The organism is Halorussus ruber, assembly GCF_004765785.1.
In the GTDB taxonomy this organism is placed as follows: Archaea; Halobacteriota; Halobacteria; order Halobacteriales; family Haladaptataceae; genus Halorussus; species Halorussus ruber.
Genome location: NZ_ML219768.1, coordinates 82942 through 95260, shown reverse-complemented (window position 1 = coordinate 95260; position 12319 = coordinate 82942). Strand labels below are relative to the sequence as shown.

Genomic DNA, 12319 nt, shown 5'->3' with positions numbered 1-12319 from the left:
GCCGCGTTCGATTACGGTCGTCCCGACTCCCGGTCCGTGCGACGCGCTGTGGGTCTCCCCAACACGGAACGCCTTTTAATGTCCAACACCTGATTCGCCTATGGACTACGCATCTAACCTCAACCGTGCGATGGACGAGACACCAGACTTCGAAGGCGAAGGCGAGCGATTCAGCTACCCCGACGCGAACGCCCAGAAAGACGGCGCGTTCACGCGACTCACCAACCTCGGCGACATCGCCGACGCGCTCGGCCGCGACATCGAACACATCCACAGCGCGCTCCAGCGCGAGCTCGGGACCAACGGGAAGCTCGAAGACGGCCGCGCGCGCTACAACGGGACCTTCTCCGGGTCGGACTTCGACGCCGCGCTCGACAGTTACGTACAGGAGTTCGTCCTCTGTTCGGAGTGTGGCCTGCCGGACACCCGCCTCGTCCGCGAGAACCGCAACCTGATGCTCCGGTGTGACGCGTGCGGTGCCTTCCGCCCCGTCACCAAGCGCTCGACCTCCTCGCAGAACCAGAACCGCGAGGCAGTCGAGGAGGGAAGCACCTACGAGGTCAAAATCACCGGCACCGGTCGCAAGGGCGACGGCGTGGCCGAGAAAGGCAAGTACACCATCTTCGTCCCCGGTGCTCAAGAGGGCGACGTGGTGCAGGTCTACATCAAGAACATCAGCGGGAACCTCGCGTTCGCGCGACTGGCCTGATTCGGTTCTCGATTTTCGGCCTCTCTTCTCCTGACTCTCTCGTTCTCCGTCTTTCACTCCGTCAGCGGCAGGATGATGCCGAAGAAAAGCGGCACGAGGAGCGCCCCGAGCGTGCCGACGATTTCCATGTCGGTGAACAGCGTGTCCTGCCACGCCAGAAGCGAGACGTGCATCGCCGCGGCGGAGAGTTCCGCGCCCGCACCGATGGCAAAGAGCGCGATGCTCAGCAGAAAGCCAAGTTTCGTCGTCCGTTGGTAGTCGATGTCACCGTATCGTCCCACGGCTCCGATCCCTCTATCAGAAAATAAAAACCTTCCGAACGCAGGGATTCGAAAGTCCTATTTATATACTGCCTCCTCTATCCCGATAATGTACGAATTGTTGATGGAGTTTGGGGGCGAGGCGCTCGCGGTCGTTGCCTACGCGCTCGGAACACTCGCGCTGTCGATAGTCGGCCTCGTCGTGGAGTACAACAGCATCCAGCAGTTCTCCGGCGGCGACAGCCTCCTCGGCGTCTGGCTCGCGGTCATGGGATTCGTCGCACTCGCGTTCGCGGTGAACCTCAGTCGGGAGAAACTCCTCCCGCGACTCGCCGAGAAGAACTGACCTCCGGACGAATCGCACCTTACTTATCGCCCCATTCCCTCTCTTCACTCGAATGGACGACCCAGTCCTGCTTACGGGCGCGGAAGGCCGCGTCGGGCAGGCCATCCTCTCGGACCTCGGCGAGGAGTACGACTGGCGACTGCTCGACCGGGACCCGCCGACGCGCGACACCGACCACGAGTTCGTGGTCGCCGACATCACCGACGAGGAGGCCGTCCGCGAGGCCGTCGAGGGCGTCGGCGCAATCGTACACCTCGCAGGCGACCCGCGCCCAGAGGCCCCGTGGAACAGCGTGCTGAACAACAACATCGACGGCACCCGCAACGTCTTGGAGGCCGCCAAAGACGAGGGCGTCGAGAAGGTCGCGTTCGCCTCGTCGAACCACGCGGTCGGGAACTACGAGACCGACGAGCGCACCCCCGAGATGTACCGGCCCCACGACGAGTATCGCCTCGACGGCGAGGAGCTTCCCCGACCGAGCAACCTCTACGGCGTGAGCAAGGCGACCGGCGAGATTCTGGGTCGGTACTACCACGACGAGTACGGCCTCAGCGTCGTCTGCGTCCGCATCGGCAACCTGACCAAGAACCACCCGCCGAAGGACTACGAGCGCGGGCAGGCCATGTGGCTCTCCCACCGTGACTGCGCCCACCTCTTCGACCGGTGTCTGCAGGCCGACTACGACTACGAAATCGTCTACGGCATCTCGGACAACGACCGGAAGTACTACTCCATCGAGCGCGCCAAGGACGTACTCGGCTACGACCCGCAGGACAACTCTGCTGAGTTCCCGAATGCGGAAGTCGCCACGAACGAAAGCTGAAAAGTCGAACTAGTCCGAGAAGCTTCGTCCTATTCTAACGACTCGCCCAGTTCCTCTTCGAGGACCCGCTCCATGCGAGATTCGAGCGTCAGTCGGTCGATTCGCTTCTCCATCGGCGGGTGGCTGGCGAACAGCGTCGCCAGCAGGCCGCGCTTGCCGCCGAAGATGCAGAGCGCGCCGACCCGGTCGCTCACGTCCGGGGCCTCGTCGTGGCGACCGACCTCGGCGATTTTGGCCAGCGCGGACGCCAGCGCCTCGGGATTGCCGGTGTACTCGGCGGCGTCGCTGTCGGCGACGTACTCGCGGTGCCGGGAGATGGCGAGGACGAACACCGAGACCAGCGCCTGCACCACCGCGCTGAGAATCCACCCGACGATGGTCGCGGCGATGCCGTCGTCCGAGAGCGCGACGACCCAGAAGGTGACCATCCCGAGCATCTGGGCGACGCTCTGGCCAAGCACCATCATCACCACGTCGCGGTTCTTGATGTGGGCGAGTTCGTGGGCCAGCACGCCCTCCAGTTCGTCGTCGTCCAGCAGTTCCAGCAGGGTCTCGGAGACGACGACGGTGCCCGCGCCCTTCCGACCGACCGCGAAGGCGTTGGGCACGCCCATCTGACCTATCATCAGTCGCGGCTTGGGAATCTCCATCTCGTCGCTGAGTCGCTCGACCGTCGCGTGAATCTCGGGGTGTTCGGTCTCGTGAAGGTCTTGGGCGTTCACTCCGCGCAGCGAGAGCCACTTGCCGAGCTTGTACTGCGCGACGGCGAACACGACGCTGAGGGCCAACACGACCGGGAGGCCGAAGATGCCCCGCAGAAAGAGCGCCATCAGCGCGTAGAATCCGAAGACGATGACTCCGGAGAGTACCATGCGAGCCTTGAGTCCAGCGTGACGCATGGCCGGAGTGGGGAACGGGAACGGAATAAGTATTTCTCCGGTTACAGAATGTGATAACGACTTGCCGGGAGCGGGTCGGCCGAATCGGCCGGTTGGTCAAGCTTCCGTCAGTCAAAGAGCCCTTCCACGTCCTCTTCCTTGTGGTCGCGCTTGCCCACCGCGCCCTCCATTCGCTGGAAGATGATGCCGCGATTGGCGGCGTCCCGCGCGAAGTCCATGACGAACGTGACGAACTGACTGGTCGCGCGCTCGGCGTCGAGGTCGTCGCGGGCGTACTCGACTGCCTTCTCGACGATTTCCTCGTCGTAGCCGTACTCCTCGGCCAGCACCTCGGCGACGACCGCGCTGGCCTCGAAGCGCAGGTCCTCGGGGAGGAGAGCCGTCTCCTCGTGGGTCAGCCGAGGAGGCGCGGCGCGCTCGACGTGTTCAGGGTCCGCGGCAACTGCTCGGAGATACGCCCGGACCTCGCCGACGTTGACCTCGCGGTAGTCGGCCGGGAGGGCCGCGAGGTACGCCGCGCCGCTCTCGGCCAGCCCCTGCACGCCCGCCCAGTTCGCACTCTGGGCGTGATGGACCGCCGCGGTGAACTGGATGAGACCGTGGAGGAATCGCTCGTCGTCGGTGTCGCGTTCGAGGCCGAGCCAGTACTCCTCCCACGCGTCGTGGGCCGCGTGAAACTCGCCGTCGTTGTAGATTGCGACTCCGGCCCGGAGGTGGTCTCTCATCTCCTCGGGGTTCGGGTTCGGCGGGGAAGGTCTCTTCGGGATTCGAGTCGAGACGGCGGAGAAGACTCTCGCGGTGTTGCGTCGCGGCAGAAACGTCCTGACGGAGTTTCACGCGAGCGGAGTCTTGCTGAGCAAAGCGAAGCAAGACTCGGAAGACGCTGTTTGTCTTCCGGTGCGAGCGTGAAGCACGTCAGGGCGTGAACGAAGTGAACGTCCTGACGGAGATTTGAACTCGTCCAGATGTTCCTGCTCACTTCGTTGCGCGGGCATGCATCTGGCCTGCTCAAATCTCCGGTAGGCGCATAAACGGCGCAGTTCTGCGAGAACCATAGAAGACTCTCGCGGTGTTGCGTCGCGGCAGAAACGTCCTGACGGAGATTTGAACTCGTGAAGACGGCCCGGGATGCTCACTTCGTTGCGCTTCCGGGCATGCGACTTCCCTGCTCAAATCTCCGCGATGGAGTTTCCGCGACGCGGGGTTGCGAGAGCCATAAAAGGCTCTCGCGGTGTTGCGTCGCGGCAGAAACGTCCTGACGGAGATTTGAACTCCGGTCCCTGGCTCCGCAAGCCAAGAGGATAGTCCACTACCCTATCAGGACTCATCTCTACGTATGCCGGTTCCATTAATAGGGGTTACGGTCTGATTACGTAGTGGCACAGCGACGCAAACACAAGGGCTCATTTTTCCATCCGTGAATCATTTGAAAGAGGACGTTGTGGCGCTCTGTATGGACCGACGCACACTACTCACGCGCTTCGGGGCGGTACTCGGGACCGCGTCGCTCGGCGGGTGTCTGAGCCAGTACGAGGAGATTGCGGGAGAAGCGGGCGAGACGACCACAGAGGGGACGGAAACCACAGAAGGCACGGAGACCACCCAAACCACGCAGACGACGGCCACGACACAGCGCCCGACGCTCGCCGATTCGTCGTTCAGGCTCCTCGACAGCGGCTGCGGTCGGCCGACCAACGAGGCCAGCGTCACCTTCGAGAGCGACGGTGGAACGGTCACCGTCGAGGGGACGATTTCGGGGTCGAACGCCTGCTACGTGGCGAAACTCGCGGACGCGAGCTACGACCCCGAGGCGGGGACGCTCGACGTGACCGTGGCCTCGATGCAGAAGGAAGGGGCCGAGGCGTGCGCTCAGTGCATCGTGGAAATCGACTACGAGGCGACGTTCACGTTCGAGGGCGGTCTGCCCGCCGAGGTCCGGGTCGTCCACCAAGCGACGGGTGAGACCGAGACCGTTGCGACCGTCGAATCGGAGTAGCGTCGAGTCCGAGCGAAAGCGCCCCCGAGTTTCGAGTCGGATACCGGCCGAGAATTTATATCCGAGGACGGGACCAACTCGTCTCACGATGACGTACCGACACAGACATACACCAGCGCCCACAACCAGTTTTCGAGAAAAACAATGGGCGCGATAGAGGACGTTTACGCCGACCTCGACACCGACGTGTCGCTGGAGGAGTTCCGCGAGGCGGTCGAGGAGAAGGTCGAGCAGATGGGCGGTCTCGCAGACGAGGAGACGGCCGCGATGCTCATCGCCCACGAGTTAGACGAAGAAGGTGGGGAGGTCGAGAGCATCGCCGACATCGAACCCGGCATGGAGGAGGTCAAGTTCGTCGCCAAGGTCGTGGGCGTCGGCGACGTGCGGACCTTCGAGCGCGACGACGAGGACCGCGACGACGGTCGGGTGCTGAACGTCGAGGTCGCGGACGAGACGGGGTCGATTCGCATCACGTTCTGGGACAAGCAGGCCGACGCTGGCGAGGAGGAACTGGAAGTCGGCGACGTACTCCGCATCGCGGGTCGCCCCAAGGAGGGGTACAACGGCGTGGAGGTCAACGTCAACGACGCCGAACCCGACGACGAGACCGACATCGACGTGCAGGTACAGGACACCTACCGCGTCGAGGACCTCTCGCTCGGTCTCTCGGACGTGAACCTCCGCGGGAAGGTGCTGGACACCGACTCGATTCGCACCTTCGACCGCGACGACGGGTCGGAGGGCAAAGTCGCCAACCTCAAACTCGGCGATTCGACCGGGCGCATCCGGGTGACCCTCTGGGACGAGCGCACCGAGGCCGTCGAGCGCCTGAATCCCGGCGTCTCGGTCGAAGTCGTGGACGGCTACGTCCGCGAGCGAGAGGGGAGCCTCGAACTCCACGTCGGCAACCGCGGCGCGGTCGAGGAGATAGACGAGGACATCGAGTACGTCCCCGACACCGCCGACATCGAGAATCTGGAAATCGGCGACGAGGTGGACATCGGCGGCGTCGTGCGCGAGACCCAAGAGAAGCGGACCTTCGACCGCGACGACGGCTCGGAGGGCCAAGTCCGGAACATCCGCGTGCAGGACGACACCGGCGACCTCCGGGTCGCGCTCTGGGGCGAGAAGGCGGACGAGGACATCGCGCCGGGCGACAAAATCCAAATCGCCGACTTGGAGATTCAGGACGGCTGGCAGGACGACATCGAAGGCTCCGCGGGGTGGCAGGCCACCGTGACCGTCCTCGGCGAGGCCGACCCCTCGGGGGCGAGCGACGCCGGGAGCGGCGGGAACGAGAGCGGCGGAAGCGGGGGCACCGGCCTCGACGCCTTCGGCGGCGAGGGCGGGGACGAAGGCGACGGCGCGGCCGACGTTACCGAAACCGCGAGCAACGGCGGTGCCCGAGCCACCGGCGGACAGAAAGCCACCGGCGAACAAGTCGAGTTCACGGGTACCGTCGTCCAAGCGGGCAACCCCATCATTCTGGACGACGGCGAGGAGACCGTCAGCGTCGAGTCGAACGCCGACGTGACCCTCGGCGAGAAAGTTACCGCGCGCGGCGAGTTGCGCGACGGGACGCTCGACGCCGACGACGTGTTCTGACGGCGGTTTTTATCGGTAAAACAGAGCGATGCTCATACTCCTCTCCACGCATTTCGCTCGGTGACGCAGCCGCTCCCTGGTGGACTGAAAGGGCGAGCGCGGTTCGCGTTCGTCGTGGTCGTCTCTGCGGGCCACTATTTCCGCGCCGATGCGTTGCGGTGAGGCGCGGAAATATCCCGCAGAGCGGCCGCGAACCGCGCGAGGGCTTTCGAAACCACCGTCGCTGTTCTAGTAACTCATCGGAATAGTATCCTCAAACAGGTGGAAAGATTATTTCTGCTGTCGAACCGGACGGTCAATTCTCGAACCGACCGCGTCAGTTGTTCAGCGGTTCCTCGTCGCGGTGGTTGTCGATGTTCTGCTCCTCGGCGGCGGCGTCCTCGCGCGCCTCGTCCTGCTCGACGCGCGTCTCGTCTTCGAGGTCCTCCTCGCGGGCCTGCTCGGCCTCGGCTTGTTCGTCGTCGGCCTCTCCTTCCTCCTCGCCGGGCGCTCGCTTTTCCTTCGCCATCTCGCGGTCTCGCTCGTGAGGATTGTCGTCCGACATGGCAGGTTGTTGGCTAGCGACACGGTTAGGTCTGCTGGCGGTTCGGGGTCGAATCGATGGATGTGGATATAGTTAGTTATCTTTAAGAATTTATTTTGTTTTCTTTAGCTTCCTACTTATTTCTCAGCTCGGTTTGGGAGTCGGCGGTGGCTCCTTGCGAACAAAGTTGTTTACGACGAGAAGCTAGCTATTGCCGAAGCCTCGGAGTTTCCGCACAGCACCGCCCCGCACCGCGACCGCGGGCCACACCCTCCCCAACCGATTGCGGTCCTCGGCCACGGGCCTGCGGTCCTCATCCCTCGCGCGACGATGGCGCGAGATGAACTCGCGCCAGCGCGCGCCGGATTGGCGGATAGAACGCCTGAGGGCCCAGAAATCTCCCGGTGAATCCCACCCGGCGCACCGGCCCTGTGCATCGAGACCCTGCCAAAAACCTTCCAAAACGGAAGCAGGTCCCTCGAAAGACGCTTCGGAAAGAACTAAGGGCGCGAGATTCGCGGGTTGGAACATGAGCGTCGAGTTGCCGTTCGCACCGGTAGACACGATTATCAGGCGGAATGCAGACGAACTCCGAGTCAGCGCCGACGCCGCCGAGGAGTTAGCGCGTCGGATTCAGGACCACGGCGCGGACCTCGCCAAGGACGCCGCCGAACACGCCACGGCGGACGGGCGCAAGACCCTGATGAGCGAGGACTTCGGCGTCGAGCAGGTCGTGGACAAAGACGACCTCGAACTCCCCGTCGCGCCGGTCGACCGCATCGCGCGGCTGGAAATCGACGACAGCTATCGCGTGGCGATGGACGCCCGCATCGCGCTGGCGGACATCCTCGAGGACTACGCCGACAACGTGGCCAAGGCCGCGGCGACCCTCGCGCGCCACGCCGACCGGCGAACTGTCAAGGCAGAAGACATCGAGACGTACTTCAAGCTGTTCGAGTGACCTCCCGGAGTTAATTTGGAGCGCCGGACTCGCGCCAAAAATTCGACGGGAGCGAAGCGGTTAAATTCCGTTACGTTCCAATGATAGACGTGCCATCGACTACCGAATCTCCCCCGCGGTCGGACCCCACCGACGCCTAAATTCATGAACTTCGGCTACAGCGAGGAGTGTCTCGCTCACGACACCGGCGAGCGCCATCCCGAAAACCCCGACCGACTTCGCGCCATCAGGGAGGGACTGGCGCGAAAGCACGGCGTCGAGTACGTCGACGGCGACGCCGCCACCGCCGACTGCGTGAAGGCGGTCCACGACGGCGACTACGTCGCGGAGTTCCGCGACTTCTGCGAGTCGGGCGGCGGGAACTGGGACCCCGACACCGTGGCGGTCCGCGCGACGTGGGAGGCCGCGCTCCAGTCGGCCGGACTGGCCTGCTGGGCCGCCGACGCCGCCCTCGACGGCGAGAACGGCCGGAACACCCCATTCTCGCTCGGCCGACCGCCGGGCCACCACGCCCTCGAAGACGACGCGATGGGCTTTTGCTTCTTCAACAACGTCGCGGTCGCGGCCCGCCACGCCATCGAAGACCGGGACGCCGAGTGCGTCGCCGTATTCGACTGGGACGTCCACCACGGCAACGGCACGCAGGACATCTTCTACGAGGCTGGCGACGTGTTCTACGCCTCGCTCCACGAGGAGGGTCTCTATCCCGGCACGGGCGAAATCGAGGAGACCGGCGAGGGAGCAGGCGACGGAACGACCCTCAACGTCCCGCTCCCGGCGGGCGCTGGCGACCCCGACTACCGGGACACCTTCGACGAGTTGATTCGACCCGCCTTCGAGGCGTTCGACCCGGACCTCCTGCTCATCAGCGCGGGGTTCGACGCCCATCGTCACGACCCCATCTCGCGGATGCGCGTCTCGACGGAGGGCTACGGCATGCTGACCGACCGCGTTCGGGACCTCGCCGACGAGATGGGCGCGGCCCTCGCGTTCGTCCTCGAAGGCGGCTACGGCCTCGACACCCTCTCGTCCAGCGTGGCCGAGGTCCACGAGATCTTCGACGGCAAGACGCCGCTGACGCCCGACGAGGAGGCCGACGAGGACGTGACGGAGTTAATCGAGGAGATTCGGGGAAGTCATCCGGCGTTGGGCGGATGAACGCTTTTCCCCAGTCCAGTTAGCCACGAAATTCGACATATTTTTGAGCAGACGGTGAGTCGAATTGCATCTTGCCAACCATGGAGGATTACGAGAAACTCCTCGCAATCGGAACCGTGATACTGGTCTCTCCCTTTCTACATCCGTTCCTCGTCTTGCTTAACGACTCGCTTCATTTGGTCGTCCCTATCGGATTTGTCACGATAATTCTCGGCGCGATATTACTGGTTTCGGAGAACAATTGAGAAATTCCCGCGCCTCTCCGACGACAGTCACTCCTCCGGTTCCACCCGCGCCAGTCGCATCGCGTTGCCCGTCACGCCGAGACTCATCCCCATGTCGCCGACCACGATAGCCACGGCGACCGAGACCAGTCCCAGCGGCGCGCCGACCGCCAGCACGGCCTTGACCGCGAGGCTGGCCCAGATGTTCTGGCGAATCACATTGTTGGCCTTCCGAGACAATCGGTAGAGGTACGGCACCTTCAGGAGGTCGTCGCCCAGTAGCGCGATGTCGGCCGTCTCGATGGCGGTGTCGGTCCCGGCCGCGCCCATCGCCACACCGACCGTCGCGGCGGCCAGCGCGGGGGCGTCGTTCACGCCGTCGCCAACCATCGCCACCGTGCCGTGGCGCTCGGTGAGTTCCTCGACGGCCTCGACCTTCTGCTCGGGCAGGAGTTCGGCCCGGTAGTCGTCCACGCCGACCTCCTCGGCGACCGCGCGGGCCGTCCCCTCGTTGTCGCCCGTGAGCATGACGCACTCGACGCCGCGGTCCTGAAGCGCCCCAATCGTCGCTCTCGCGTCCGGACGAACCTCGTCGGCGATGGCGAGGACGCCCTCCAGTTGGTCCTCCGTGCCGACGAGGACGACCGTCTTACCCTCGCGCTGGAACCGCGGCACCACGTCGGCCAGCAGGTCCAGACAGTCCTCGCGGCCCTCGCACTTGCTCTCTGCCACTTCCGCAATCTGCCCGCCGTCAGTACTCAGGTGGACGTGTTCCAAGTCGAATCCGAGGTCCGAGAACAGCGCGGGCTTGCCAGCGTAGTGAGTCACGCCGTCGAGGTCCGCGCGGACGCCCTTGCCGGTCAGGCTCTCGAAGTTCTCGATGGGTCGGTCCTCGCCCTCCTCGTCGTGGGGATTACTCGTGTCGTGAGCGTGTTCTACGATCGCCTGAGCAATCGGGTGTTCGCTCCGGCGTTCGAGGTCGTGGGCGCACCGGAGCAAGTCGGCCTCGTCGTTGCCGTTGAGCGGGACCGCGTCCGTGACCGCGAGTTCGCCCTCGGTCAGCGTCCCGGTCTTGTCGAAGGCGACCGCCTCGACCGCGCCCATCGATTCGAGGTGCGGGCCGCCCTTGACGAGGACGCCGTTCCGGGCCGCGCTCGTGACGCCCGAGACCACAGAGACCGGCGTCGAGATGACGAACGCGCAGGGGCAGGCCACCACCAGCAGGGTCAGACCGCGGACGAACCACTCGCGGAACTCCCCGCCCAACAGCAGGGGCGGGCCGAAGGCGGTCAGGAGCGCGCCGACCACGATGACGGGAGTGTAGTAGGCCGCGAACTTCTCGATGAACTGCTCGCGGTCGGTCCGGTCGCGCTGGGCGTCGCCGACCAACTCGATGACCTGCGAGAGAGTGGTCTCGTCGGCCTCGGCGGTCGCCTCGACTTCGAGGTATCCCTCCTCGTTGATGGTTCCGGCGTAGACCTCGTCGCCCTCGGTCTTGTCCACGGGGACGCTCTCGCCCGTGATTGGGGCCTGATTCACCGCGCTGGTTCCCTCCGTGACTTGGCCATCCACCGGAATCTTCTCGCCGGGGCGGACGACCACCGTCTCGCCGACGGCGACCTCCTCGACGGGGACTGTTTGTTCACCCTGTGCGCGCCTGACCGTCGCGGTGTCGGGCGAGAGGTCCATCAGCTCTCGGACCGAGTTGCGCGCGCGGTCCATCGAGAAACGTTCGAGGAGTTCCGCGACGCTGTACAGCACCGCGAGGGTCGCGGCCTCGAAGTAGAGACCGACCGCAATCGCGGCGAGGACCCCGGTTCCCATCAGGAGGTCGATGTCGAGGCTCAGGTTCTTCGCGGAGTAGTAGCCGTTCCGGAGGATTTCCTGCCCGGCGATTCCGGCCGCCGCCAGGAGGAGAACCGACGAGAGGTGGAACCCGCGCCCGAGCGCCGAGAACAGGAGCGCGTCGGCGCTCGTGAGGACGAACTCGAGGAGCAGGCCGACGAGCATGAACGCGCCCCCGGTCCACGTCTTGAGCGCTCGCGGACTTCTCCAGACCTCGCTCGGTCCGGCCACGTCCGGGCCGGAGTCGTCGCCCTCGCTGTCGGCGACTTCGTAGCCCGCGCCCTCGATGGCTTCGGCGACGCGCTCGGGGTCGGCGTCGCCCTTGACCCGGACCTCGCCGGTCGCCGGGCGAGTCTCGAAGGACTCGACGCCCTCGACTCCGTCGAGGGAGCTTTCGACTTTCCCGGCGCAGGAGGGACAGTCCATCTCGGGCACCGAGAGGCCGATTTCGTCGCCGTCGCCCGACTCGACGTCGTACCCGGCGGCCTCCACGCGCTCGCGGACCGCCGCGTCGTCGGTCTCCTCGGCGTCGTAGGTGACCGAGAGCGTGCCGGTCGTCGGGGCCGGGTCGGTCTCGCGTATCCCGTCGAGTCGCTCGACGCTCCCGGTTACTTTCTTCGCGCACGAGGGGCAGTCCATCTCGGGGACCGAAAGTCGGACTGTCCGCTCGCGCTCCTCGCGGTCGTCGGTCGTCATCGGCTGAACGTAGTCACTCAGACGTTATTAATGGTCCTATCATGAAACCGGCCTCAGGTAGGAGTCATTAATAACAAATCGCGGTTTAGTTGTTAACGTCCGCGCAAGCCACCGTTCCTTTCGAGTAAGGCTCAGGTTTCCTCCGGCGAGAAACCGTTCACGAGCGTTCATTGCGTTACGGACCGGTCGTAACCGCGAACAATGACCAACTGTCTGTCCGACTTATTGTGAAAGGCTTCCAAATCGTAGTCGATGAGCGCCTTCGAGACGGGAC

12 protein-coding genes and 1 tRNA gene are annotated in these 12319 nt (G+C 64.6%); 7 read left to right on the top strand and 6 right to left on the bottom strand.

Annotation, left to right across the window (positions count from 1 at the left end):
- Positions 1-100: 100 nt before the first annotated feature.
- The gene (locus tag EPL01_RS00490; RefSeq protein WP_135823309.1) at positions 101-709 is read left to right on the top strand and encodes a translation initiation factor IF-2 subunit beta; all 609 of its coding nucleotides are present in this window, start codon (positions 101-103) and stop codon (positions 707-709) included.
- Between the two features lie 53 nt (positions 710-762).
- Here EPL01_RS00490 and EPL01_RS00485 read toward each other — a convergent pair whose 3' ends face one another.
- Positions 763-990 (bottom strand): DUF7860 family protein, encoded by a 228-nt coding sequence (locus EPL01_RS00485; RefSeq protein WP_135823308.1) that lies wholly within the window; start codon positions 988-990, stop codon positions 763-765.
- A gap of 88 nt (positions 991-1078) precedes the next feature.
- On the opposite strand from EPL01_RS00485, the gene EPL01_RS00480 reads away from it, so the two are divergent.
- Both EPL01_RS00480 and azf read left to right on the top strand, forming a co-directional pair.
- Positions 1079-1315, top strand: coding sequence for a DUF8151 family protein (locus EPL01_RS00480; protein ID WP_135823307.1), 237 nt, complete (start codon positions 1079-1081; stop codon positions 1313-1315).
- Between the two features lie 52 nt (positions 1316-1367).
- Positions 1368-2138: an NAD-dependent glucose-6-phosphate dehydrogenase Azf gene (gene azf, locus EPL01_RS00475; protein ID WP_135823306.1), complete on the top strand. Its 771-nt coding sequence runs from the start codon at positions 1368-1370 to the stop codon at positions 2136-2138.
- Between the two features lie 29 nt (positions 2139-2167).
- Here the strand turns inward: azf and EPL01_RS00470 are convergent, their stop codons facing one another.
- The 3 genes from EPL01_RS00470 to EPL01_RS00460 all read right to left on the bottom strand — a co-directional run bounded on the left by EPL01_RS00470 (position 2168) and on the right by EPL01_RS00460 (position 4361).
- Positions 2168-3037, bottom strand: a complete 870-nt coding sequence (locus EPL01_RS00470; protein ID WP_135823305.1) for a M48 family metallopeptidase — start codon at positions 3035-3037, stop codon at positions 2168-2170.
- A gap of 107 nt (positions 3038-3144) precedes the next feature.
- Entirely contained in the window at positions 3145-3762 is a 618-nt protein-coding gene (locus tag EPL01_RS00465; protein ID WP_135823304.1) for a DUF309 domain-containing protein, read from the bottom strand.
- A 526-nt stretch (positions 3763-4288) separates the two neighbouring features.
- Positions 4289-4361: transfer RNA gene (locus EPL01_RS00460), tRNA-Arg, on the bottom strand.
- Between the two features lie 129 nt (positions 4362-4490).
- On the opposite strand from EPL01_RS00460, the gene EPL01_RS00455 reads away from it, so the two are divergent.
- Positions 4491-5033, top strand: a complete 543-nt coding sequence (locus EPL01_RS00455) for a hypothetical protein (RefSeq protein ID WP_135823303.1) — start codon at positions 4491-4493, stop codon at positions 5031-5033.
- Positions 5034-5177: 144 nt separating this feature from the next.
- Positions 5178-6638 (top strand): single-stranded DNA binding protein, encoded by a 1461-nt coding sequence (locus EPL01_RS00450; RefSeq protein ID WP_135823302.1) that lies wholly within the window; start codon positions 5178-5180, stop codon positions 6636-6638.
- 316 nt (positions 6639-6954) lie between these two features.
- On the opposite strand, the gene EPL01_RS00445 is transcribed toward EPL01_RS00450, so the two are convergent.
- On the bottom strand, positions 6955-7182 hold the full coding sequence (locus EPL01_RS00445; protein ID WP_135823301.1) for a hypothetical protein: 228 nt from the start codon (positions 7180-7182) through the stop codon (positions 6955-6957).
- Between the two features lie 508 nt (positions 7183-7690).
- Here EPL01_RS00445 and EPL01_RS22320 point away from each other — a divergent pair.
- Positions 7691-8122: a histone family protein gene (locus EPL01_RS22320; protein WP_135823300.1), complete on the top strand. Its 432-nt coding sequence runs from the start codon at positions 7691-7693 to the stop codon at positions 8120-8122.
- A 144-nt stretch (positions 8123-8266) separates the two neighbouring features.
- Entirely contained in the window at positions 8267-9280 is a 1014-nt protein-coding gene (locus EPL01_RS00435) for a histone deacetylase family protein (RefSeq protein WP_135823299.1), read from the top strand.
- A gap of 272 nt (positions 9281-9552) precedes the next feature.
- On the opposite strand, the gene EPL01_RS00430 is transcribed toward EPL01_RS00435, so the two are convergent.
- The gene (locus EPL01_RS00430) at positions 9553-12045 is read right to left on the bottom strand and encodes a heavy metal translocating P-type ATPase (protein WP_135823298.1); all 2493 of its coding nucleotides are present in this window, start codon (positions 12043-12045) and stop codon (positions 9553-9555) included.
- Positions 12046-12319 lie beyond the last annotated feature (274 nt).

What these genes read in the sequence shown, in the direction of transcription:
- EPL01_RS00490 (WP_135823309.1), top strand. Translation starts at nt 101, where the DNA reads ATGGACTACGCATCTAACCTCAACCGTGCGATGGACGAGACACCAGAC.
- EPL01_RS00480 (WP_135823307.1), top strand. Translation starts at nt 1,079, where the DNA reads ATGTACGAATTGTTGATGGAGTTTGGGGGCGAGGCGCTCGCGGTCGTT.
- azf (WP_135823306.1), top strand. Translation starts at nt 1,368, where the DNA reads ATGGACGACCCAGTCCTGCTTACGGGCGCGGAAGGCCGCGTCGGGCAG.
- EPL01_RS00470 (WP_135823305.1), bottom strand. Translation starts at nt 3,037, where the DNA reads ATGCGTCACGCTGGACTCAAGGCTCGCATGGTACTCTCCGGAGTCATC.
- EPL01_RS00465 (WP_135823304.1), bottom strand. Translation starts at nt 3,762, where the DNA reads ATGAGAGACCACCTCCGGGCCGGAGTCGCAATCTACAACGACGGCGAG.
- EPL01_RS00455 (WP_135823303.1), top strand. Translation starts at nt 4,491, where the DNA reads ATGGACCGACGCACACTACTCACGCGCTTCGGGGCGGTACTCGGGACC.
- EPL01_RS00450 (WP_135823302.1), top strand. Translation starts at nt 5,178, where the DNA reads ATGGGCGCGATAGAGGACGTTTACGCCGACCTCGACACCGACGTGTCG.
- EPL01_RS00445 (WP_135823301.1), bottom strand. Translation starts at nt 7,182, where the DNA reads ATGTCGGACGACAATCCTCACGAGCGAGACCGCGAGATGGCGAAGGAA.
- EPL01_RS22320 (WP_135823300.1), top strand. Translation starts at nt 7,691, where the DNA reads ATGAGCGTCGAGTTGCCGTTCGCACCGGTAGACACGATTATCAGGCGG.
- EPL01_RS00435 (WP_135823299.1), top strand. Translation starts at nt 8,267, where the DNA reads ATGAACTTCGGCTACAGCGAGGAGTGTCTCGCTCACGACACCGGCGAG.
- EPL01_RS00430 (WP_135823298.1), bottom strand. Translation starts at nt 12,045, where the DNA reads ATGACGACCGACGACCGCGAGGAGCGCGAGCGGACAGTCCGACTTTCG.